At 70.4% G+C, this 20,617-nt stretch carries 22 protein-coding genes; 9 read left to right on the forward strand and 13 right to left on the reverse strand.

The window, feature by feature from the left end; translation table 11 throughout:
* The first annotated feature begins 60 nt into the window (after positions 1–60).
* The 3 genes from RT282_RS08600 (at position 61) to RT282_RS08610 (ending at position 5,548) form a co-directional block, all read left to right on the forward strand.
* The gene (locus tag RT282_RS08600) at positions 61–630 is read left to right on the forward strand and encodes a methylated-DNA--[protein]-cysteine S-methyltransferase (RefSeq protein ID WP_313313236.1); all 570 of its coding nucleotides are present in this window, start codon (positions 61–63) and stop codon (positions 628–630) included.
* Positions 627–1,559, forward strand: a complete 933-nt coding sequence (locus RT282_RS08605) for a DMT family transporter (protein ID WP_313313237.1) — start codon at positions 627–629, stop codon at positions 1,557–1,559. Before RT282_RS08600 ends, RT282_RS08605 begins: the two co-directional genes overlap by 4 nt.
* A gap of 131 nt (positions 1,560–1,690) precedes the next feature.
* The gene (locus RT282_RS08610; protein ID WP_313313239.1) at positions 1,691–5,548 is read left to right on the forward strand and encodes an EAL domain-containing protein; all 3,858 of its coding nucleotides are present in this window, start codon (positions 1,691–1,693) and stop codon (positions 5,546–5,548) included.
* Between the two features lie 88 nt (positions 5,549–5,636).
* Here the strand turns inward: RT282_RS08610 and RT282_RS08615 are convergent, their stop codons facing one another.
* The 3 genes from RT282_RS08615 to RT282_RS08625 all read right to left on the reverse strand — a co-directional run bounded on the left by RT282_RS08615 (position 5,637) and on the right by RT282_RS08625 (position 9,571).
* Positions 5,637–7,541 carry a propionate--CoA ligase gene (locus RT282_RS08615; protein ID WP_313313241.1) on the reverse strand — a complete coding sequence of 635 codons (1,905 nt, stop codon included), beginning with the start codon at positions 7,539–7,541 and terminating at the stop codon, positions 5,637–5,639.
* Between the two features lie 202 nt (positions 7,542–7,743).
* Complete coding sequence (locus tag RT282_RS08620) at positions 7,744–8,352, reverse strand: isochorismatase family protein (protein WP_312304421.1); 609 nt, start codon at positions 8,350–8,352, stop codon at positions 7,744–7,746.
* A gap of 22 nt (positions 8,353–8,374) precedes the next feature.
* Positions 8,375–9,571 (reverse strand): PQQ-dependent sugar dehydrogenase, encoded by a 1,197-nt coding sequence (locus tag RT282_RS08625; RefSeq protein WP_313313243.1) that lies wholly within the window; start codon positions 9,569–9,571, stop codon positions 8,375–8,377.
* A 149-nt stretch (positions 9,572–9,720) separates the two neighbouring features.
* Here RT282_RS08625 and RT282_RS08630 point away from each other — a divergent pair, with 149 nt between their 5' ends.
* Both RT282_RS08630 and RT282_RS08635 read left to right on the forward strand, forming a co-directional pair.
* Entirely contained in the window at positions 9,721–10,287 is a 567-nt protein-coding gene (locus RT282_RS08630) for a C40 family peptidase (protein ID WP_313313245.1), read from the forward strand.
* A gap of 121 nt (positions 10,288–10,408) precedes the next feature.
* Positions 10,409–10,663, forward strand: coding sequence for a GlsB/YeaQ/YmgE family stress response membrane protein (locus RT282_RS08635; RefSeq protein ID WP_312304415.1), 255 nt, complete (start codon positions 10,409–10,411; stop codon positions 10,661–10,663).
* Between the two features lie 20 nt (positions 10,664–10,683).
* On the opposite strand, the gene RT282_RS08640 is transcribed toward RT282_RS08635, so the two are convergent.
* The gene (locus tag RT282_RS08640) at positions 10,684–11,316 is read right to left on the reverse strand and encodes a LysE/ArgO family amino acid transporter (protein ID WP_313313247.1); all 633 of its coding nucleotides are present in this window, start codon (positions 11,314–11,316) and stop codon (positions 10,684–10,686) included.
* Between the two features lie 70 nt (positions 11,317–11,386).
* On the opposite strand from RT282_RS08640, the gene RT282_RS08645 reads away from it, so the two are divergent.
* Positions 11,387–12,331 (forward strand): HTH-type transcriptional regulator ArgP, encoded by a 945-nt coding sequence (locus RT282_RS08645; protein ID WP_313313249.1) that lies wholly within the window; start codon positions 11,387–11,389, stop codon positions 12,329–12,331.
* Here RT282_RS08645 and RT282_RS08650 read toward each other — a convergent pair.
* Positions 12,303–12,773, reverse strand: a complete 471-nt coding sequence (locus RT282_RS08650) for an Rrf2 family transcriptional regulator (RefSeq protein ID WP_313313250.1) — start codon at positions 12,771–12,773, stop codon at positions 12,303–12,305. The genes RT282_RS08645 and RT282_RS08650 overlap by 29 nt on opposite strands.
* 96 nt (positions 12,774–12,869) lie before the next feature.
* On the opposite strand from RT282_RS08650, the gene ytfE reads away from it, so the two are divergent.
* Complete coding sequence (gene ytfE, locus RT282_RS08655) at positions 12,870–13,598, forward strand: iron-sulfur cluster repair protein YtfE (RefSeq protein WP_313313252.1); 729 nt, start codon at positions 12,870–12,872, stop codon at positions 13,596–13,598.
* Between the two features lie 14 nt (positions 13,599–13,612).
* Here ytfE and RT282_RS08660 read toward each other — a convergent pair whose 3' ends face one another.
* Positions 13,613–13,984, reverse strand: a complete 372-nt coding sequence (locus tag RT282_RS08660) for a translation initiation factor Sui1 (protein WP_313313254.1) — start codon at positions 13,982–13,984, stop codon at positions 13,613–13,615.
* Positions 13,985–14,071: 87 nt separating this feature from the next.
* Between RT282_RS08660 and RT282_RS08665 the strand changes: the two genes are divergently transcribed.
* Positions 14,072–15,340 carry a DEAD/DEAH box helicase gene (locus RT282_RS08665; RefSeq protein WP_313314004.1) on the forward strand — a complete coding sequence of 423 codons (1,269 nt, stop codon included), beginning with the start codon at positions 14,072–14,074 and terminating at the stop codon, positions 15,338–15,340.
* A gap of 9 nt (positions 15,341–15,349) precedes the next feature.
* On the opposite strand, the gene RT282_RS08670 is transcribed toward RT282_RS08665, so the two are convergent.
* The 7 genes from RT282_RS08670 to RT282_RS08700 all read right to left on the reverse strand — a co-directional run bounded on the left by RT282_RS08670 (position 15,350) and on the right by RT282_RS08700 (position 19,736).
* Entirely contained in the window at positions 15,350–15,670 is a 321-nt protein-coding gene (locus tag RT282_RS08670; RefSeq protein WP_313313256.1) for a DUF6172 family protein, read from the reverse strand.
* A gap of 89 nt (positions 15,671–15,759) precedes the next feature.
* Positions 15,760–15,990 carry a DUF3820 family protein gene (locus tag RT282_RS08675; RefSeq protein WP_313314007.1) on the reverse strand — a complete coding sequence of 77 codons (231 nt, stop codon included), beginning with the start codon at positions 15,988–15,990 and terminating at the stop codon, positions 15,760–15,762.
* Between the two features lie 14 nt (positions 15,991–16,004).
* Complete coding sequence (locus tag RT282_RS08680) at positions 16,005–16,451, reverse strand: CopD family protein (protein WP_313313257.1); 447 nt, start codon at positions 16,449–16,451, stop codon at positions 16,005–16,007.
* A 13-nt stretch (positions 16,452–16,464) separates the two neighbouring features.
* Positions 16,465–17,466, reverse strand: a complete 1,002-nt coding sequence (locus RT282_RS08685; RefSeq protein ID WP_313313259.1) for an aldo/keto reductase — start codon at positions 17,464–17,466, stop codon at positions 16,465–16,467.
* A gap of 29 nt (positions 17,467–17,495) precedes the next feature.
* Entirely contained in the window at positions 17,496–17,729 is a 234-nt protein-coding gene (locus RT282_RS08690) for a SlyX family protein (RefSeq protein ID WP_313314010.1), read from the reverse strand.
* 20 nt (positions 17,730–17,749) lie between these two features.
* Positions 17,750–18,520, reverse strand: coding sequence for a lysozyme inhibitor LprI family protein (locus tag RT282_RS08695; protein WP_313313260.1), 771 nt, complete (start codon positions 18,518–18,520; stop codon positions 17,750–17,752).
* 25 nt (positions 18,521–18,545) lie between these two features.
* The gene (locus RT282_RS08700) at positions 18,546–19,736 is read right to left on the reverse strand and encodes a PLP-dependent aminotransferase family protein (RefSeq protein ID WP_313314012.1); all 1,191 of its coding nucleotides are present in this window, start codon (positions 19,734–19,736) and stop codon (positions 18,546–18,548) included.
* A gap of 114 nt (positions 19,737–19,850) precedes the next feature.
* Here RT282_RS08700 and nth point away from each other — a divergent pair, with 114 nt between their 5' ends.
* Positions 19,851–20,492, forward strand: a complete 642-nt coding sequence (nth, locus tag RT282_RS08705) for an endonuclease III (protein WP_313313261.1) — start codon at positions 19,851–19,853, stop codon at positions 20,490–20,492.
* Positions 20,493–20,617 lie beyond the last annotated feature (125 nt).

Genomic DNA, 20,617 nt, shown 5'->3' on the forward strand with positions numbered 1-20,617 from the left:
TGCCAGCGCTTGTCTGGTAAGCGCAAAAGGCCAATTTCGCATTTAATGGAGGTCACCACCATGCCCGCCCGACTGCCTTCTTCGCCTCTCGTGCAATGCCGTGTCGCCACGGTGCTGGGCGACGTCCATCTGGCGGCCAGCCCTGTCGGCCTGGCCGGCCTGTGGTTTGACGGCCAGCGCCATCTGCCGGACCGGTTGCAGGGCGCGGACGCCTGGCCGCACGAGCCCACCCAGCCCGTGCTGTGCGCCGCCGCAGCGCAGCTGGCCGACTACCTGGCCGGGCGCCGCACCCGCTTCGAGCTGCCGCTGGACCTGTCCGGGGGCACGCCCTTCCAGCAGGCGGTCTGGCACGCGCTGCGGGCCATACCGCGCGGCGCCACCGTGGGCTACGGCGCGCTGGCCCTGTCCCTGGGCCAACCGCGCGCCGTGCGGGCCGTGGCCGCCGCTGTCGGGCGCAACCCGTTGAGCGTGATCGTGCCCTGCCACCGCGTGGTGGGCGCTGGTGGCGCGCTGACGGGCTATGCCGGTGGCCTGCCGCGCAAGGCCGCGCTGCTGCAGCTGGAGGCCGCGCCGGACGCCCGCGCCGCGGCGCCGGCCTTCCTGTCGCCTGCCGTACCCCATCCTGCATGAGCTCCACCGCCTCGCCCCTCGCCGCCCCCGCCCTGCCCGCGTCCTCATGGCTGGGTGATTTCGTGTTGCTGTCCAGCCTGTGGGGCGCTTCCTTTCTCTTCATGCGCCTGGGCGCGGCCGAGTTCGGCCCGCTGCCCACGGCTGGCCTGCGCGTAACGCTGGCCGCCCTGTTCCTGCTGCCGCTGCTGGTGCACCGCGGCGAATGGCCGGCCCTGCGCCGGCACTGGCGCGTGGTGCTGCTGGCGGGGGTGATCAACTCGGCCATCCCGTTCGCGCTGTTCGCCTGGGCGGTGCTGCACATCCCCACGGGTCTGACGTCCATCCTGAACGCCGCAGTGCCGCTGTTCGGTGCCCTGATCGCCTGGCTGTGGCTGGGTGAGCGCATCCGGGGGCTGCGCTGGGCCGGCCTGGCCCTGGGCTTCATCGGTGTGGCGCTGCTGGCCTGGCGCGCGCCGGCCGGCGCGGGAGGTGGGGCGTCAGTGCAGGCCGGCTGGGCCGTCGCGGCCTGCCTGGCTGCCTCGACCTGCTATGGGCTGGCAGCCAGCTTTGCCCAGCGCCACCTCCGGGGCGTTCCGCCCATGGCCAGCGCCACGGGCAGCCAGATCGGCGCTGCCCTGGCCCTGGCGCTGCCCACCCTGTGGGCTTGGCCCGCGCGCATGCCCAGCTTGCGCGCCTGGGCAGCGGTGGCCGCCATCGCCGTGCTGTGCACCGGCATCGCCTACCTGCTGTACTTCCGCCTGATCGAGCGGGCTGGCGCCAGCCGTGCCCTGGCCGTGACCTATCTCGCACCGGTGTTCGCCGTGTTCTACGGCGCCGTCTTCCTGGACGAGCGCGTCACCGCCTGGATGGTCGGCTGCGGCGCCGTCATCGTCTGCGGCACCATGCTCTCGACCGGTCTGATCGGCCGGCGCCGCCCGGCGCCCGGTTAGCACTCGTCAGGGCAGCCAGGGCACAATACACTCTGATACATGTTGCCCTCTCCGCCCGCGCCGCCCTCCTCCTTCCAGCCACGGGAGCCCGCCGGCCTGGCGCAGCCGCCGGCCTGGGCGCGGGACGCGGCATGAGCAGCGCGCTGCTGCTGTCGGGCATGGTGCATCTGCTGGTGCTGGGCATCGCCGCGGCACTGCCCCAGGGCTGGCTGGCGCAGCCGCGGCGCAGGCTACGGCTGGCGCTGGGCCTGGCCTGCGGTGCGGCTTCGCTGCTATTGGCGCTGCATGCCGTCCACTCGGGCCTGCCCGGCCCGCTCTTCATCCATCCCACCCTGGTGGCGTCGGCGGCCTTTCTGTGGGGGCCGGTCGCCGGCGCGGCGGCGGCCGTGGCGGCGCTGCCGGGCCTGGGGTTCGGCGGCATGCCCGGCCTGGGCGTTGCGCTGGCGGGGGCAGCGGCCGCGGCGGCCAGCGCGGCCCTGGGCGGCCTGTGGTGGTGGCTGCTGCGGCGCAGGCTGGTGAACGGCTGGGTGGCGGTGGCCGGACTGGCCGCCACGCTGCCACTGGCCTTGTCCGCCTGGGCGTTTCCCGGTCTGCCGCGCCCGCTGCCAGGGCAGGACTGGCTGGCCGGCCTCCTGCCCTGGGGCTATGTGATCGACGTGGCCCTGCTCAGTGGGGGCGTGCGCCTGCTGTACGTGCGCGCCCGTACGCTGCGGGCCCTGGCCCAGCGCGAGGAAGAACTGGTGGCCGCCCTGCGCGCCACCGGCGGCGGGCGCTGGGAGTGGGACGTGCGTGAGCAGCGCCTGTCCTACGGCGGCACCCTGTACCGCCGCTTCGGCCTGCCCGACAGCCCGGACGAGGGCGCCGGCAGGCTGGCCCAGATGCTGGCACGCAGCCGCCATTGCCGCCGCTGGAGCCGCGACCACCACCACCCCGAGGACCTGCGCCGCCTAGCGCCCTACCTGCGGCGCGTGCTGACCGGCCAGGAGGCGTCGGTGCAGGCCGAATACCGCATCCGCGACGAGCAGGGCCGCTGGCGCTGGGTCATCACGCGCGGGCGTGCGGTGCAGCTCGACGCCAGCGGCCGGGTGTTGCGCCTGGCGGGCATGGACCTGGACATCACCGAGCAGCGGGAGCAGCGCGAGGCGCTGAAGGCCTCGGAAACCAAATACACCACCATCTACCAGACGCTGCCCGATGCGGCTGGCATCACCCACCTGGACAGCGGGCGCTACGTCGACGTGAACCCGGCTTTCGAGCGGCTGATCCGCCTGCCGCGCGGCTCCATCCTCGGGCGCACCTCGCTGGAGCTGGGCATCTGGGACGACAAGGAGGAGCGCCAGCGCCTGCTGCACGCCCTGACCACCGACGGCGAGGTGCGCGGCCTGCCGGTGACCGTGCACCGCGCCGGCGAGCCGGTGGAGGGGCTGATGTCGGGCCGCTCGGCGCACATCGATGGCCAGGAGTGCCTGGTATTCGTCTTCCACGATCTGACGCAGGAGCGGCAGGTGCGCCAGGAGCTGCTGGCCGCCAACCGCCTGCTGCGCGAGGCCGGCTGGATGGCCCGCCTGGGCGTGTGGGAGAACGTCCCCGGCAAGGGGCTGAGTTACTGGTCGGACGTGTGCTTTCACATCCACGGCCTGGAGCCGGGCTCGGCCCTGCCGCGCCGGTACCTGGACACCTTCGTCCTGCCCGAATGGCGCGAGCAGGTCCGCGAGGAGCTGCGCCGCTGCCTGCACGAGCGCCGCACCTGGCAGGCGGAGATGCAGATCCAGCGCGCCGACGGTCGCCACCTGTGGGTGCGCGCCCGTGGCGAGCCGGTGGTGGAAGGCGGGCAGGTGGTGCGCATCCGCGGCATCCTGCAGGACATCGACGAGGTGCGCCGCGCCGCCGAGCGCCTGCGCGCGTCCGAGGAACGGCTGGCCCGGGTCTTCCACCTGCTGCCCTCGCCGCTGGGTTTCTCCAGGCGCCGTGACGGCGTGTACCTGGACGTCAACCCGGCCTGGGAGCAGGCCGTGGGCTACACGCGCGAGCAGTCGCTGGGCAGATCCTCCATCGAGCTGGGCATCTGCACGCCGCAGATGCGCCGCACCATGATGGCTGCGGCCGGAGACAGTGGCGAGCTGGTCGGCCACGAGATGGAGATCACCATCGCCTCGGGCGAGCGGCGCACCATCCTGCAGTCGCTCAGTCCGATCGAACTGAACGGCGAGGACTGCTGGCTGTTCGTGCTGCACGACATCACCGAGCGCAAACAGACCGAGCAGCGCGTGCGCGAGCGCGAAGAACTGCTGTCGCTGACCATCGCCGCCGCCACCCTGGGCCTGTGGGACTGTGATCTGACCGAGGGCACCATCAGCGGCGATGCGCGCTGGCGCGAACTGCTCGGCCTGCCTGCGCAGGAGCCGCCCGGCCCCGTGGCCTGGAACCTGGCGCTGACCCAGGCGGACATGCTGGAAGTGGTGCGCGAGCTGTCGCGCCACAAGGCCAACCCGGCCGTGCCCTTCGACGTGACGCTGCAGGGCATCGCCACCGCCCAGGGCAGACGCTGGGTGCGCAGCCTGGGCAAGATCGTTGCCTGGAACGAGCACGGCGAGCCGCTGCGCATGGTGGGCATGTCCATCGACGTCAGCAGCCAGCGCACGCAGGAGCAGCAGCTCGAGCGCATGGCCCACTATGACGCGCTCACCGGCCTGCCCAACCGGGTGCTGCTGGAGCGGCGGCTGCAGGAGGGCATGCGCCAGAGCCACGCGGACGGCACCCACCTGGGCGTGGGTTACCTGGACCTGGACGGCTTCAAGCCCGTGAACGACCGCCTGGGCCACGCCGCCGGCGACCGGCTGCTGGTCATGGTGGCGCAGCGCCTGCAGCACGCCCTGCGACCCGGAGACTGCGTGGCGCGGCTGGGCGGCGACGAATTCGTCGTGCTGTTGCCGGCCCTGACTGACGGCGCGGAGTGCGAATCGCGCCTGCAGGCAGTGATGGACAGCGTGTCCGCGCCCTATCCGCTGGATGGCGAGCGGGTGGCGGTCACGGCCAGCATCGGCTACACCCTGTACCCCGACGACGGCGCCGACGCCGATGCCCTGCTGCGCCATGCCGACCAGGCCATGTACGCGGCCAAGCAGGCCGGGCGCAACCGCTACCACGCCTTCGACGCCGCGCACGAACGCGAGCATCAGGCCCGCCAGGGCGCCTGCGCCCGCCTGGCCCAGGCCATCGCCGCGGGTGAACTGGTGCTGCACCTGCAGCCCAAGGTGGACATGTGCCGCGGCACCGTGGTGGGCGCCGAGGCCCTGGTGCGCTGGAACCACCCGGACGAGGGCCTGTTGCCGCCCATCCGCTTCCTGCCCCTGCTGGACGGCCACGACGGGCTGCAGCAGGCCTTCGGGCAATGGGTGGTGGACGAGGCCCTGGCCCTCATCGGCCAGCTGGCCCACGCCGGCCAGCCGCTGCCGGTCAGCGTCAACATCACGCCCGAGCACCTGCACAGCGAAGGCTTTGCCGACTGGATGCTGGAGCGCCTGGCACGCCATCCGCGGCTGCCGGCGCACCTGCTGCAGCTGGAGCTGACGGAGAGCGCCGCCCTGTACGACATCGACCACGCCGCGCGCGAACTGGCGCGCCTGCGCGCGCAGGGCGTTGGCATCGCCTTCGACGACTTTGGCACCGGCTACTCGTCGCTGGCCTACCTGCGCCGACTGCCGGTGGACCACCTCAAGCTGGACCGCAGCTTCGTGACCGGCATGCTGAACGACGCGGGTGACCGCGCCATCGTGCAGGGCGTCATCGGGCTGAGCCGCTCCTTCGGCTGCGAGGTCATCGCCGAGGGCGTGGAGACCGTGGAACAGGGCCGCATGCTGCTCGCCATGGGCTGCGCGCTGGCCCAGGGCTACTGCATCGCCCGGCCCATGCCGCTGGATGAGTTCACCGTCTGGGCGCGCCAGTGGCAGGCTCCGGCGCAGTGGCTGGAAACGGCAACCGGGCCCTGAGCGGGCCCGGTGAAATATCGCTCAAAACAGCCTCCAGCGCTTATTGGACAAGCGCTGGCAGCTATTGTTTTTGAGGCAGCAGATGGCCTCAGCCGAGCTGAGCCTGGATCTGCTGCAGCGCCGCCGGGTCTTCCATCGTCGTCAGGTCGCCCGGGTCGCGCCGCTCGGCCACGGCCTGCAGGGCGCGGCGCAGCAGCTTGCCGCTGCGGGTCTTGGGCAGCAGGCCCACGAACAGCACGCGCGCCGGCCGGGCCACGGCGCCCAGGTTGTGGTCCACCTGCTTCATGACCTCGGCCTCCAGCGCCTGGCGGCCCGCATCGTCGGCCACGGCGGCGGCGTCGCGCGGCACGGCGAAGGCCATGGCCACCTGGCCCTTCACCGGGTCGGCCACACCCACTACCGCCACTTCGGCGATGCCAGGGTGGCCGGCGATGCATTCCTCAATCTCGCGCGTTCCCAGGCGGTGGCCGGCCACGTTGATCACGTCGTCGGTGCGGCCCAGGATGAAGTAGTAGCCGTCCTCGTCGCGCACGCCCCAGTCGAAGGTGCTGTAGATCAGCCGGCCGGGGATGCTCTTCCAGTAGGTGTTGACGAAGCGCTCGTCATTGCGCCACACGGTCTGCAGGCAGCCGGGGGGCAGCGGGCCTTCGATGGCCACCACGCCCTTCTGGTGGGGTTCGGTCAGCTCCTGGCCCGTGGCTTCGTCGATCAGCTTGACGTCGTAGCCGTACACCGCCTTGCCCGGGCTGCCGAAGCGCGAGGGCTGCTGCTCGACGCCGTTGCACAGCGTGAGGATGGGCCAGCCGGTCTCCGTCTGCCAGTAGTTGTCGATGATGGGAACGCCCAGGGCGCCGCTGATCCAGGTGGCCGTGGGCTCGTCCAGCGGCTCGCCAGCCAGCCACAGAGCTTTCAGGCTGCTGATGTCGTACTTCGTCAGGTACTCGGGGTCCTGTTTTTTGAGCACCCGCACCGCCGTGGGTGCCGAGAACATGTGGGTGATCTGGTACTTCTCGACAAGGCTCCACCAGATGCCGGCGTCCGGCCGAACCGGCAGGCCCTCATACAGGATGGTGGTCATGCCCGCGATCAGGGGCGCATAGATGATGTAACTGTGCCCCACCACCCAGCCGATGTCGCTGGTGCAGAAATACGTGTCGCCGGGCTGGGCCGGGAAGATGGTGCGCATGCTGGAGGCCAGCGCCACCGTGTAGCCGCCCGTGTCGCGTTGCACGCCCTTGGGCTTGCCGGTTGTGCCGCTGGTGTACAGCGTGTAGCTGGGGTGGGTGGACTCGACCCAGACGCAGGGCACCTGCGCATCTATGTGCCGCTCGCGCAGTGCCGCCCAGTCGTGGTCGCGCCCGGCGCGCATGGCAGCCGGGGCCAGGCCGCGGTTCACCAGCAGTACGGCGGCAGGCTTGTGCGCCGACAGCTCGATGGCCTCGTCCAGCAGCGGCTTGTAGGCCACGACGCGCCCGCCGCGCGAACCGGCGTCGGCGCTGACGATCACGGTGGGCTCGGCGTCCTCGATGCGCGAGGCCAGCGACGACGAGGCAAAGCCGCCAAACACCACCGAATGGATGGCCCCGATGCGCACGCAGGCCAGCATGGCGAACGCCGCCTCGGCCACCATGGGCATGTAGATCAGCACCCGGTCGCCCTGCTTGACGCCCAGCGACTGCAGCACCGCCGCCATGCGCTGCACCTCGGCGTGCAGCTCGGCGTAGGTGTAGGCACGCTCGGTGTTGGTTTCGGTGGAGATCGCCACCAGCGCGTTCTGCGCGCCGCGTGCCGTCACGTGGCGGTCGACGGCGTTGTGGCACAGATTGGTGGTGCCGCCCACGAACCACTTGGCGAACGGCGGGTTGTCGTACTCGCAGATCACCTCGGGCGACTGCTGCCAGTCGATCAGGCGGGCCTGCTCGGCCCAGAAAGCGTCGCGGTCTTCGATGGAGCGGCGATGGAACTCGGCAAAACCGGTGGCGTCGGTGGTCATGGCGTTGTCTCCTTGGGTGCTTGCTTGCGGTCGTGGGCGCCGGGCCTGTGCGGCGGGTCAGTCATGCAAAATTCATAATTATTCACAGGGCGCTTGCGGATAGCTGACGGGCAACGGAGTGGTGACGAGTGCGGGCTACTATGGTTTTCATAGCCTCCAGCGCTTGTCCAGCAAGGGCTGGAGGCCAAAAAATCTGTATTGTCTATTTCACCAGCGCCAGCACGTCCTTGAAGGCGGGGTGCTCGCAGCCGCGCAGCCACTCGAAGGCCACCATCTCGGTGGTCACCAGCTCGGCGCCGGCACCGGCCAGGCGGTCGAAGGCAGCGTCGCGGCTGCGCTCGGTGCGCGAGCCGCAGGCGTCCGTCACCACCCAGACCTCGAATTCGTCCTCGAGCAAATCCAGTGCTGTCTGCAGCAGGCACACGTGGGCCTCGCAGCCGGCGATGACGATGCTGGCGCGGCCCTCCTGCGGTGCCTGCTCGCGCTGCTTTTGCAGGTGGCGCGGCAGACTGCGGGCGTTGCCGCCCTGCGGTCGGGCCGGCGGGCGCAGCCATTCGGACAGGCCTTCCTCGGCGGCGCTGAAGTGCATCTTGGCCAGGGTGCGCTGGCACAGGGCGCGCAGTGCGGCGTCGTTGGGCCCCAGGCGCGAGGGGTTTTGCTCCGTGCCCCAGACGGGCACGTCCAGCAGCTGCGCCACCTGCGCCAGCCGGCGCGCGTTGGCCAGCACGGCCGGGCCTTCGAAGATGGCCGGCATCAGGCGCTCCTGGTAGTCCACCAGCACGAGTTGGGAATCAAGGGCGTCAAGCAGCATGGGAGGGTCTCTGTTCAAACGGTCAATCGGTCGGCGGGGCCGTGGTTGCGGCCGATTGTCCTCTCGCGGCGGGCAGCAGGCGCAGCAACTGGCCGTCGCCGCTGTCCGTGAGCAGGTACAGCCAGCCGTCCGGCCCCTGGCGCACGTCGCGGATGCGCGCGCCCAAGGCCGTCAGCAGATATTCGTCGCGCACCACCCGGGCGCCTTCGAGCTGCAGGCGGTGCAGCCGCTGCGCCTTGAGCGCGCCGACGAACAGGCTGCCGCGCCACGCCGGCCCATAGCGGTCGCTGGTCAAAAACGCCATGCCCGAGGGTGCGATGGACGGCACCCACCAGTGCAGCGGCGACTCCATGCCGGCCTTGTGCGTGCCCTCGCCGATATGTCCGCCGCCGTAGTTCTCGCCATAGGTAACGACCGGCCAGCCGTAGTTGCGCCCGGCCTCGGGGCGGTTGATCTCGTCACCGCCCTGCGGGCCGTGCTCATGGACCCACAGCCGACCGTCCGGGCCCCAGGCGGCGCCCTGCGGATTGCGGTGGCCCCAGCTCCAGATCTCGGGCAGGGCACCGGCGCGCCCCACCAGAGGGTTGCCGTCGGCCGGGCCGCCGGTGGGCGCGATGCGCACCACCTTGCCCAGGTGGTTGTCCAGACGCTGGGCATCCTCCTTGCGGGAAAAGCGCTCGCCCAGGGCCAGGAACAGGTTGCCGTCCGGCGCCTGCACGATGCGGCAGCCGAAGTGCATCTGGCTGGCCACCTTGGGCTGCTGGCTGAACAGCACCTTCACCTGCTGCAGCGCGCTCTCGTCCTCGGACAGCACGGCGCTGGCCAGGGCGGTGCTGTTGGTGCGGGCGTCGGCGCCGGGCTCGGCATAGCAGAAGAACACCCGCCGGCTGCGGGCGAAGTCGCGGTCCGTCACCACGTCCAGCAGGCCGCCCTGCCCGCCCGCCGCCACTTTCGGCAGACCGGACAGGGGCGGCCCCAAGCGGCCGTCGGGCTGGACGATGCGCATGCGGCCCGGCCGCTCGGTGACCAGGAAGCGCCCCTGCGGCAGGAAGGCCACGGCCCAGGGGTTCTCCAGCCCGCGGGCCACCACGCTCACCCGGCCGTCCTGGGGCGCCGGCAAGGGGGCGCCAGGCTGATCGGCTGCCCAGGTCTGCACAATCGCTATTGAAAAAAGAGCTGCTAGCGCTTTACTGGCAAGGGTTAGAGGCACTTTTCGCATGTATTCCCCCGGGCGCGGAGGCGCTGCGGCAGGCCGCCCGCCAGCCGAAGACTGCCTGCATCGCACCGCAAAAGCCATTGAAAAGATTCAACGTTTTGCAACATTCTTGCAGGCCGTGAAACGAGCGCCCCGTGCTACCCTCGCGCCCCATGTCTCGTTGGCTGTGCTTGTTGTTACTGGTTTGCGCAAACGCTTACGCCTCTCCTGCCGATAACGCGGAGCGTAGCAGCGCCGACCGGGCCACCCTCATCACCCAGCTGCAGGACGTTCGCCACAACGTGGCGGACCGCACCTCCGAGCTCATCACCACGGCCATGGGCTTCGTCGGCGTGCCCTACCGCCGCGGCGGCACCAGCGCCGAAATCGGCTTTGACTGCAGCGGCTTCGTGCGCGCCGCGTTCGAGCAGGCCAAGGGCCTGGTCCTGCCGCGCCGCGCCAGCGAGCAGGCCGCCGCCACCAAAGTCATCGACAAGAAAGACCTGCAGCCCGGCGACCTGGTGTTCTTCAACACCATGCGCCGCGCCTTCAGCCACGTCGGCATCTACCTGGGCGAGGGCAAGTTCATCCACTCCCCGCGCAGCGGCGCGCAGGTGCGAGTCGAAGACATGGGCTCGCGCTACTGGCAGCGGCGCTTCAACGGCGCCCGCCGGGTGGCCATGGACGCCGACGAGGCGCAAGTCCCAGCCCTCCTGGCCAATACCTCCGCCCTGCCCTGACGCCCCGGCGCCTGGCCGCCGGCAGGCGGGTTTTCAAAGTTGTTGACAGTTCGCGACGCGCACCAGCGCCGCGCGGCCGCTTTACGCCCTTAGAGTCCAGGCTCGTACTTCGCGCTTGCCCATGACGACCTTTCTTGGCGTGGTAGCCATCGGCTTCGCCCTCGGCCTGCTTGGCCACCTGTTCAGTCCTCCGCAGCGCCCGGCGCGCAGCTGGTTCCTCAGCGCCCTGCTGGGCATTTGCGGCGCCCTGCTGGCCACTTATGTGGGCGTGGCGGCGCGGCTGTTCGCACCCGGCGACTGGCTGGGCTGGATCGCGGCGGCTGCCGGCTCGGTGCTTCTGCTGGGCCTGTACGAGCTGCTGCGCCGGCGCGACTGAAGCGCCGCGCCTTTTGCCTATCAGGCGGCGCGCCCGACCCACCAGGCCAGCACGAACATCATGGCGCCGGTGAGGGCATCCAGCACCTGCCAGGCACGCGGGTTGGCAAACAGCCGCTGCAGCCGGCGCCCGGCAAAGGCCAGCACCAGAAACCACGTCAGACTGGCCGAGGCAGCACCCAGTACGAACACCGCCTTGAGCCAGCCGTCCTGGCGCGCGCCGATGGAACCGATGAGCACTACTGTATCCAGGTACACGTGCGGATTCAGCAGCGTGATGACGGCCAGGCCACTGATGACGCCGAGCAGGCCGCGGGCCACGCGCCCATCGCCGGTCTGCAGCCCCTGGCCGGGCGCGAAGAAGGCCCGGTGCCAGGCATACAGCCCGTAGCCCAGCAAAAACAGCGCCCCGCCCCACTGCAGCCACTGCGCCAGCGTGGGCGAGCTGCCCAGCAGCTGCGCCATGCCCGCCACGCCCACCGTGACCAGCAACACGTCGCTGGCCACGCACCAGGCCACGCAGGCGCGCACGTGCTCGCCCTGCACGGCCTGGCGCAGCACGTAAAGGTTCTGCGCGCCGATGGAAACGATCAGCGACAGGCACACGGTGAAACCCGTGATCCAGGACGAGGAGGCGGCGGCAGAGGTGAACATGCGGGCCATCGTAGGCCGGCGCACGGTTTACGTACACTTCAAAATCCTGAACGACCGTTAGGAACGCTTAATGCTCGACTACACCGGACTGCAGGCCCTGGCGGCCGTGCTGCGCGAGGGCAGCTTCGAGCGCGCGGCGCGGCGGCTGCACGTCACGCCCTCGGCCGTGTCGCAGCGCGTCAAGCAGTTGGAGGAGCGCGCAGGCCAGGTGCTGGTGCTGCGCGGCACACCCTGCACCGGCACCGAGGCCGGGCGCCGCCTGTGTCTGCACCTGGAGCAGGTGCAGCTGCTGGAAAACGAACTGCGCCGCGCCAACCCCGAGCTGCTGGCGGACGACGCCGCCGCGCCCGCACCCACGCTGCAGCTGGCGGTGAACGCGGACTCCCTGTCCACCTGGTTCATGGACGCCATGGCCGCCTTCACCGCCGGCGGCAACGAGCTGCTGGACCTGCGCATCGACGACCAGGAGCACACCGGAGAGCGCCTGCGCGACGGCGAGGTGATCGCTGCCGTCACGGCCACGGGCACGGCCATTGCCGGCTGCAACACCTGGGCGCTGGGCACCATGCGCTACGTGGCCGCGGCCAGCCCGGACTTCGTGGCGCGGCACTTCGGCGACGGCGTGACCGCTGCCGCCCTGGGGCGCGCGCCCATCATGACCTACGACCGCAAGGACCGCCTGCAGGACCAGTGGCTTCAGGCCCAGGGCCTGGCCTCGCGCACGCACGCGCCACGCCACTTCCTGCCGTCCAACTTTGGCTACGTGCGCGCCTGCGAGGTCGGCATGGGCTGGGGCATGCACCCCACGGTGCTGATCGCCGGGCAGCTGGCCAGCGGCGTACTGGTGGAGCTGGCGCCCGGCGCCCACCTGGACGTGCCGCTGTACTGGGCGCACCCGCGCAGCGCGCAGCAGTCGCTGACGCGCCTCACCCAATGCGTGATGGCCGCAGCGCGGGAGTGGCTGGAGGATGCGCCGGACGGGCCGCTCAGGCCGGCACCGGCAAGCCGGGCATGAAGCGCAGCGAATGCACGGCCTGCGCCGTCTCGCCCTTGGGCGGAACCAGGTCGGCCAGGGTAACGGCGTCCAGCACTGCCAGATAGGCCTGAGTGGCCTGCCCCAGCAGGTTCCTCAGGCCGCAGTGCATGCTCATACGGCAGGTGTTGTACTCGTCGTTGAAGCACTCGACCATGTCGAAATCGGTCTCGGTGGAGCGCACCACCGCACCGATGTTGATCTCGCTGGCCGGACGCATCAGCCGCATGCCGCCGCCGCGCCCGCGCGTGGTGTCCAGCAGGCCCTTGGCGGCCAGCTGCTGCACGATCTTTGTCAGGTGGCTGCGGGAGATGCCGTGCGCCTGCGCCACCTCGGTGATGGTGACCGGATGCGCCCGCTCCTGGCAGGCGGCGCAGTACATCAGTACGCGCAGCGTGTAATCGGTCCATTGGGTCAGTCGCATGGTGATGGCGCCCTTGCGGGGTAAAAAGGTTCAGCTGCAGTGAATTTTAATGATCTAAAATATTCACGCCACTTGTACTTTTAAGGACCCTACGCCATGACCGCCATTGCGGAAGCCGCTCCCACCCTCGACCCCAGCCAGGCCATCGGCCAGATCGCCGTGCAGCTGCCCGGCGCCACGGCGGTGTTTCGCCGCCTGAAGCTGGACTTTTGCTGTGGCGGCCAGGTCAGCCTGCGCCAGGCCACGGCCGAAAAGGGGCTGGACCTGCAGGCCGTGGTGCAGGAGCTCTCGGCCTTGCAGCGCCCCGACACCCTGCCCGAGGCCGGCACGCCAGCCGAGCTGGTTCAGCACATCATCTCGCGCTACCACGAGGTGCACCGCCAGCAGTTGCCCGAACTGATCCACATGGCCCGCCGGGTGGAGGCCGTGCACCGCGGCAACCCCGACGTGCCGGCCGGCCTGGCCGACGTGCTGGAGGACATGGAGCAGGAGCTGCTCTCGCACATGCACAAGGAAGAAGCCATCCTGTTTCCCATGCTGGCGCGCGGCGGCAACGACTTCGTAGCCCAGCCCATTGGCGTGATGCGCTCCGAGCACAACGACCATGGCGAGGCGCTGGAGCACATCGCCCGCCTGACCACCGACATGAACCCGCCGCCAGGCGCCTGCAACACCTGGCGCGCCCTGTACTCGGGCCTGGCGCAGCTGGCCGACGACCTGGTCAACCACATCCACCTGGAAAACAACGTGCTGTTCCCGCAGTTCGAGCCTACCGCTGCCCAGGGCTGCGGCTCCACGTCGGCCTGCGGCTGCTCCGGCGGCTGACGCCGAGGGCGGCCTCAGCCGCCCGAGCGCTTGACCTGGTAGCCCTGCTTTTGCAGCGCGGCCATGACGCGCTCGACGTGGTCGCCCTGCACCTCGATCACCCCCTCCTTCACCGTGCCGCCGCTGCCGCAGGCCGCCTTGAGCTGCTTGCCCAGCTGCTCCAGCGCCGCCGCATCCGCCAGCACGCCTCGGACTACGGTGACGGCCTTGCCGCCGCGGCCCTTGGTCTCGCGCGAGACGCGCACGATGCCGCCGCCCGTGGGCACGGGCTGGCTGGACTGGCAACTGCATTGCGCCACCGGCTGGCGGCAGCCGGGGCACATGCGGCCGGCGTCGGTGGAATAGACCAGCCCGCTCAGGCCTCCCATGTCGCGCAAGGATTTCATGGCCGAAACGGTAGCGCAAAAAAGCAGGCCCGCCGCCGGCAGCAGCCACTGCAGTGGACAATGCGCGGTTCGTCTGTCGCCCTGCCCATGTCGTTTTCCTCTCTTGGCTTGTCTCCAGCCCTCGTCCATGCCGTCAGCCGGCTGGGCCTGACCACGCCCACCCCCATCCAGGCAGCAGCCATACCGGAGATCCTGCAAGGCCGCGACCTGCTGGGCGCCGCGCAGACCGGCTCGGGCAAGACCGCCGCCTTCGCCTTGCCCCTGCTGCAGCAATTGCAACCGGGCGCCACCGGCGGCCCGCGCCGCGTGCGCGCCCTGGTGCTGGTGCCCACGCGTGAGCTGGCCGCCCAGGTGGGCGAGGTGCTGCGCGGCCTGGCCCAGCACCTGCAGGCGCCCTTGAAAGTGGCCGTCGTCTTCGGCGGCGTCTCCATCAACCCGCAAATGATGGGCCTGCGCGGCGGCGCCGACGTCGTGGTGGCCACGCCGGGCCGCCTGCTCGACCTGGTGCAGCACAACGCGCTGCATCTGTCCGCCGTGGCCCACCTGGTGCTGGACGAGGCCGACCGGTTGCTCGACCTGGGCTTTGCCGACGAGTTGCAGCGCGTGCTGGCCCTGCTGCCGGCCCGGCGCCAGAACCTGTTCTTCTCGGCCACCTTCCCGCCCGCCGTGCAGGCGCTGGCGGACGGCCTGCTGCATGACCCGGCGCGCGTGGAAGTGCCCCACACGCCGGGCAACGCGCCGGCCATCACCCAGCGCGCCATCGCCGTGGAAGCCAACCGCCGCACCCAGCTGCTGCGCCACCTCATCCAGGAGAACGGCTGGCCGCGGGTGCTGGTGTTCGTCGCCACCCAGTACGCGGCCGATCACGTGGCCGCCAAGCTCTACCAGGCCGGCATCTACGCCACGCCCTTGCACGGCGGCCTGAGCCAGGGCGCGCGCAACCGGGCGCTGCAGGACTTCAAGGACGATCGCTGGCAGGTGCTGGTGACCACCGACCTGGCCGCGCGCGGCATCGACATCGCGCAGCTGCCCGCCGTGGTCAACTACGACCTGCCCCGCTCGGCTGTGGACTACGTGCACCGCATCGGCCGCACCGGCCGCGCGGGCGAGGTGGGCGTGGCCGTGAGCTTGGTGACGGCCGACGCCGAGGCGCATTTCCGCCTGATCGAAAAGCGCCAGCACCTGGCCCTGCCACGCGAACAGGTCGCAGGCTTCGAGCCCACCGAAACCGCTGCCCAGGCGCCGGCCGCAGCTCCCCAGGGCACGGGCGGCATCAAGGGCAGGCGCCCCAGCAAGAAGGACAAGCTGCGCGCCGCCGCAGCAGCCGCTGCCGCAGCGGACGAGGCCAACGACTGACGGAAGGGCTCAGGCGCCCTCGTCAGGCGCCGGAGCGTCCTTGGCGGGCGGCGCCTGCCAGTGGCCTGCACGGGCCAGGATCTCCAGGTAGAAATGCGTAGCGCCCTCCCTTGCCAGGGCGTCGACCCGCTGGATCAGCGCGCCCACGGGCACCTCCACGGCGCTCTCCTGGTTCGGGCCCAGCTTGCAATCGAACGCCCAGTGGTCCGCGCCCTCGGGCAGCGGGCGGCCGCGCTCGCGGCGCAGGTATTTGCGGATGGCGTGCTTGGTGGCGTCCAGGACGCGGTCGGGGTGCTTGCCGTCGATGTGCAGCTGAAATGTCTTGCGCATGAGAATCCTTGAGAGAAACCGCCCTGCGGCGCCTTCCTCGGTTTGAGAGTGTTTTATGCCTCCAGCGCTTGGTAGCCAAGCGCGGGCAGCTATGGTTTTTGATTTTCTCCGCCGGCCCGCAGCGGCGCCAGCAGGTCGCGCAAGCCGTTGTGGTCCAGCTCGTACATCAGCGCCAGCAACTGGCCGATCTCGCCGCGTGGAAAGCCCTCGCGGGCGAACCAGTGCAGGTAGTTGGCCGGCAGGTCGGCAATGACCGTGCCCTGATGCTTGCCAAACGGCATCTCGCGCTGCAGCAGCAGTGCCAGGCGCGCCGGGTCCAGGCCGGGGATGTCCATCAGCCGCCGATGCCGCCGTAGCGGAAGGCCACGCCCGTCAGCACAAAGCCCACGCCCAGCAGCGTGACGGCGCCCACGTGCCAGGCCATCAGCGGCAGGGTCTGCGCGCTCAAATTGGGGATGACACGCGCACGCGCATGCGCCGCCACCAGCGCCGTGGCGGCCAGCAGGGCCAGCTTGAGCGACACGGCCCGCTCCATGGCGGTATCGGGGCTGAACCACTGCCCCCAGTCGGGGACCAGCTGCAGCGCCATCCACAGGCCGGTGGCCACCTGGATGGCCAGCGCCGCCATGCCCACATGCTCGTAGGCCTGTTCAAACTGCAGCAGCGTCTGCGGTGAGCGCGAGCGCAGCGCCTTGGGCAGCACGGCCAGCGCCAGCACCAGATGGCCGCCGGTCCAGATGGTGGCGGCCAGCACGTGCAGCGCGAAAACGTAGGGGTACATGGTGCTTGCGGCTTCAGGCGCGGCGCGCCTGCAGCGGATAGGCCGGGTCGGTGTAGCCCGGCGTGGAGGGGTGGCCGGGCGCGACCAGGCTGTCCACCATGGCCTCGTCCTCAGCCGTGACCTGGTAGTCGAGCGCCGGCAGGTAGTCCTGCCACTGCGCCAGCGTGCGCGGCCCGGCAATGACGGAGCTGACGCCCCGGTGCGCCAGCACCCAGGCGGTGGCGAACTGCGCCAGCGTCACACCGCGCTCCTGCGCGTGGCGCAGCAGGCGCTGGGCGATCTGCAAGGATTGTTCGCGGAACTCGGTTTCGCCCATGCGCCTGTCGCCGCGCCCGGCGCGCGATGCGGCGTCCGGCGCCTGGTCGGGCAGGTATTTGCCGGTCAGCACGCCGCGCGCCACCGGGCTGTAGGGCGTCACGCCCATGCCGTAGTGCTGGCAGGCGGGCAGGATCTCGACCTCGGGCATGCGGTTGAGCAGGTTGTAGTACGGCTGACAGACCACCGGGCCGGGCATGCCGATGCGGCGTGCGCCGTGCACCAGCTCGGCGATGCGCCAGGCGCGGAAGTTGGACACGCCCCAGTAGCGGATCTTGCCGGCGCGCAGCAGCGCCTCGATGGCGAACAGCGGCTCCTCCAGGTCCGAGGTCTCGTAGTCGCGGTGCAGGTACAGGATGTCCACGTGGTCGGTCTGCAGACGCTGCAGGCTGGCCTCCACCTCGCGCAGCATCCAGCTGCGCGAGTAGCGGCCTTCGTTGGGCCGGTCCGACATGTTGTTGCCCAGCTTGGTGGCCAGCACCCAGTCGTGGCGCTGGCCTTTGAGCAGGCCGCCCAGCATGGCCTCGGACGCACCCTTGGTGTACACGTCGGCCGTGTCGATGTAGTTCACGCCCTGCTCGCGCGCCTGGGCGATGATGGCGGCGGCCTCGGCCTCCTGCGTCTGGTCGCCGAACATCATGGTGCCCAGGCACAGGGCGGAGACCTGCAGCGGGCTGCGGCCCAGGGTGCGGTATTGCATGCGTGCGTTCCTTCTTGTCCGAGATCGGGTCAATAGTGCGGCGGCAGCTCGTCGCGCAGGTCGCGCACGGCCGTGCTGCCGCCGCCCTCGGGCATCTGCTGGCGCAGCAGCGCCACGGCGCGCAGCAGCTCGTCAATGTGCTGCTGCTGCCGGTAGATGGTCAGGTTGAGCTGGTCCACGAGGTCTTCGGTGAAGCTGGCCTTGATCTCCAAGGCTTCCAGCCGCTGGACGATGTCGTTGGGGGTGTGGATGGGATCGGACATGGTGGGGTGGCGGGTGGGCGTCACGGAGGAGATTGCAGCAGGTGGAGCTGGCTGGGCTGGTCCAGCAACCATTCGGTCAGGGCCACGGTGCATAGGATGTCTTCGTTCAGAGGCAGGTCTCTGCCCACCACGAAGCGCAGCAGGACAAAGCCCGGGCGCCCGGCCTGCTCGACAGGCCGAAAGGCGTCTCCCCACGAGTGTGCCGCGTACTGGAACCGCGATGCGTAGCCCTCCTGCCGGTCGGGGGGCCAGCATGCCATGCGCACGCCCGGCCCGCCCTCGCGCCATGGCCCGGCGTCGTCCGGGTCGATGGTTAGCACCACCTCGAACGCCGTAGGCTCTGCGCGCCGCAGGAGAATGCCAGAAACGGCACGGGTGTCGTTGACGTAGGGCAGCACGCGGGAAAACACCGGAGCAAAAGCTTCCCCGTCGAGCACCCGGACACGATGGTTGGCCGTCTGCAGCTCTGCCGTGCGCTGCGCGTAGGCCGCTGCCACGCAGTCCGGGCTGTCGCAGCGGTTGCGCTGGCGAAGCCAGCGCAGCTGCCCGGCCCGCACAGCGGCCCGCGCCGCATCGCCATCGGGCTTGGCCAAGGCGGTCCGATAGCTGGCGTTCAGCCGCTGGTCTGCCTGCATCAGCGCGTGATCGGCACAGATCCAGTGCTCCACCACCCTCTGCGCCTGCCGACAGTCGAAACCAGGACCGGGTGCGGCGGTCGGCCCAGACGCCTGCGCGCTGACTGCGGCGCTGCAAAGCAGCGCCAGGCACCCCAGCAGCGTGCGCGCGTTCAAGATATCGCCCTGAGCAGCAAAGGCTTCACACCGCCTGGCCCAGGCGCGCCACGCCCTCGCGGATCTTGTCCACGTCGGCCGTGGCGAACGAAAGGCGCAGCGTGGCGTGGTCGGGGTGGGCGCAGTAGAACGGCGTGCCGGGCACGAAGGCCACGCCCTTGTCGATGGCGCGCTTGGCAAAAACGTTGCCGTCCGCCACCTTGCCGCCCGCACCCGTCAGGCGCGCCCAGATGAACAGGCCCCCCTGGGGCGGCACGAAATCAATCGCGTCGCCCAGCTCGCGCCGCAGCGCATCGCCCATGGCCTGGGCGCGCTCGGCATACACCTGACGCACATGGGCCAGCGTGGCCGGCATGCGGCCGGCCTTGAGGTACTGGGCCGCCGTGGCCTGGGCAAAGGTGCTGGTGTGTGCGTCGGAGAACTGCTTGCACATGGTGGCCTTGGCCAGCAGCTCGGGCGGCGCAATCATCCAGCCCACGCGCAGGCCGGGCGACAGCACCTTGCTCAAGCTGCCGCAGTGCACCAGCAGCTCGCGGCTGCCGGGCACGCTGGCCGACAGGCCGAGCAGGCTGGGCGGGGGCGCGTCGCCGAAATACAGGTCGCCATATGGATCGTCCTCGACGATCAGCGTCTGATGCCGCACGGCCATCTCCAGCACGGCCTTGCGGCGCTCGGCGCTCAGCAGCGCGCCGCTGGGGTTGCCGAAGGTGGGGATCAGGTAGACAAACTTCGGCTTGTGCTCGGCAATGAGTGCCTCCAGCGCGTCCGTCTTCACGCCCTGGCCGTCGATGGGCGCGCTGATCAGCTCGGCGCCGTACAGGCGAAAGCACTGGATGGTGGCCAGGAAGGTGGGGCCTTCCACGATGACCTTGTCGCCCGGGCTGATGAGCGTCTTGCCCAGCAGGTCCAGCGCCTGCTGGCTGCCGGTGGTGACGATCAGGTTGTCCGGCGCCACGCCGTGCGCGCCCTTGGCCGCCATGAAGGCCGACAGCTGCTCGCGCAGCGGCTGGTAGCCCTCGGTGGCACCGTACTGCAGCGCGCCGCCGGGCTCCTCGGCCAGGGCGCGGCTGGTGGCCTCGCGGATGCCGCCCACGTCGAACATGGCGCTGTCGGGAAAGCCGCCGGCAAAGCTGATGATGCCGGGCTTGCCCAGCAGCTTGAACAGCTCGCGGATGGCGGAGGTTTCTACGTGGTTCAGACGGTCGGCAAAGGCAATCGGCATAGGAGCGGTGATCAAGGATGGGGTTGGCGCGAAGGTGCAGCCGGCATTGTCGCCAATCGCTGCACAGGTTGCCTGCGGGCTGGGCCGGCACGCCACAATCGGGGCGCCATGAAAGACAGCGCCGTCGTCCCCTTCTTCACCGCCCTGCGGGCCGCCAACCCCCACCCCACCACCGAGCTGGAATACACCACCGTGTTCGAGTTGCTGGCCGCCGTGCTGCTGTCGGCCCAGGCCACCGACGTGAGCGTGAACAAGGCCACGCGGCGGCTGTTTCCCGTCGCCAACACGCCCCAGGCGCTGCTGCGGCTGGGGCACGAGGCGCTGGAGGGCTACCTGTCCACTATCAACCTGTACCGCAACAAGACGCGCTACCTGCTGGCCACCTGCCAGCTGCTGATCGAGCGCCACGGCGGCCAGGTGCCGCGCACGCGCGAAGAACTGGAGGCCCTGCCCGGCGTGGGCCGCAAGACAGCCAACGTGGTGCTGAACACGGCGTTCGGCGAGGCCGCCGTGGCCGTGGACACGCACATCCTGCGCGTGTCCAACCGCACCGGCCTGGCGCCCGGCGCCACGCCGCTGGCGGTGGAGCAAGGCCTGCTCAGGCGCGTGCCGGCCGAGTTCCTGCCCGACTCGCACCACTGGCTGCTGCTGCACGGGCGCTACGTCTGCCAGGCGCGCAAGCCGCGCTGCTGGGAATGCATCGTCGCGCGCTGGTGCGACTACGAGCCCAAGACGCCGCCACCCTGCTGAGCGGCCTGGCCGTTCTGTTTTGACCAGTTTCCAGCGCCAGCGGCAGCGGCATCGCTGCGTTCTTTTGCCAGCAGCCGACGGTGCTCTGCCTGGCCGTGCCGTGGCGCGTCAGGCATGCCCCGTGG

The organism is Pulveribacter sp. (assembly GCF_032079985.1).
Lineage (GTDB): Bacteria > Pseudomonadota > Gammaproteobacteria > Burkholderiales > Burkholderiaceae_C > Melaminivora.

Bases quoted from the DNA above. Each gene is read 5' to 3' on its own strand.
- RT282_RS08650 (WP_313313250.1), bottom strand. From the start codon at position 12,773: ATGCGACTGACCCAATGGACCGATTACACGCTGCGCGTACTGATGTAC.
- RT282_RS08625 (WP_313313243.1), bottom strand. From the start codon at position 9,571: ATGCGAAAAGTGCCTCTAACCCTTGCCAGTAAAGCGCTAGCAGCTCTT.
- RT282_RS08630 (WP_313313245.1), top strand. From the start codon at position 9,721: ATGTCTCGTTGGCTGTGCTTGTTGTTACTGGTTTGCGCAAACGCTTAC.
- RT282_RS08610 (WP_313313239.1), top strand. From the start codon at position 1,691: ATGAGCAGCGCGCTGCTGCTGTCGGGCATGGTGCATCTGCTGGTGCTG.
- RT282_RS08645 (WP_313313249.1), top strand. From the start codon at position 11,387: ATGCTCGACTACACCGGACTGCAGGCCCTGGCGGCCGTGCTGCGCGAG.
- RT282_RS08690 (WP_313314010.1), bottom strand. From the start codon at position 17,729: ATGTCCGATCCCATCCACACCCCCAACGACATCGTCCAGCGGCTGGAA.
- ytfE (WP_313313252.1), top strand. From the start codon at position 12,870: ATGACCGCCATTGCGGAAGCCGCTCCCACCCTCGACCCCAGCCAGGCC.
- RT282_RS08600 (WP_313313236.1), top strand. From the start codon at position 61: ATGCCCGCCCGACTGCCTTCTTCGCCTCTCGTGCAATGCCGTGTCGCC.
- nth (WP_313313261.1), top strand. From the start codon at position 19,851: ATGAAAGACAGCGCCGTCGTCCCCTTCTTCACCGCCCTGCGGGCCGCC.
- RT282_RS08665 (WP_313314004.1), top strand. From the start codon at position 14,072: ATGTCGTTTTCCTCTCTTGGCTTGTCTCCAGCCCTCGTCCATGCCGTC.
- RT282_RS08640 (WP_313313247.1), bottom strand. From the start codon at position 11,316: ATGTTCACCTCTGCCGCCGCCTCCTCGTCCTGGATCACGGGTTTCACC.
- RT282_RS08660 (WP_313313254.1), bottom strand. From the start codon at position 13,984: ATGAAATCCTTGCGCGACATGGGAGGCCTGAGCGGGCTGGTCTATTCC.
- RT282_RS08685 (WP_313313259.1), bottom strand. From the start codon at position 17,466: ATGCAATACCGCACCCTGGGCCGCAGCCCGCTGCAGGTCTCCGCCCTG.
- RT282_RS08615 (WP_313313241.1), bottom strand. From the start codon at position 7,541: ATGACCACCGACGCCACCGGTTTTGCCGAGTTCCATCGCCGCTCCATC.
- RT282_RS08635 (WP_312304415.1), top strand. From the start codon at position 10,409: ATGACGACCTTTCTTGGCGTGGTAGCCATCGGCTTCGCCCTCGGCCTG.
- RT282_RS08605 (WP_313313237.1), top strand. From the start codon at position 627: ATGAGCTCCACCGCCTCGCCCCTCGCCGCCCCCGCCCTGCCCGCGTCC.
- RT282_RS08670 (WP_313313256.1), bottom strand. From the start codon at position 15,670: ATGCGCAAGACATTTCAGCTGCACATCGACGGCAAGCACCCCGACCGC.
- RT282_RS08680 (WP_313313257.1), bottom strand. From the start codon at position 16,451: ATGTACCCCTACGTTTTCGCGCTGCACGTGCTGGCCGCCACCATCTGG.
- RT282_RS08620 (WP_312304421.1), bottom strand. From the start codon at position 8,352: ATGCTGCTTGACGCCCTTGATTCCCAACTCGTGCTGGTGGACTACCAG.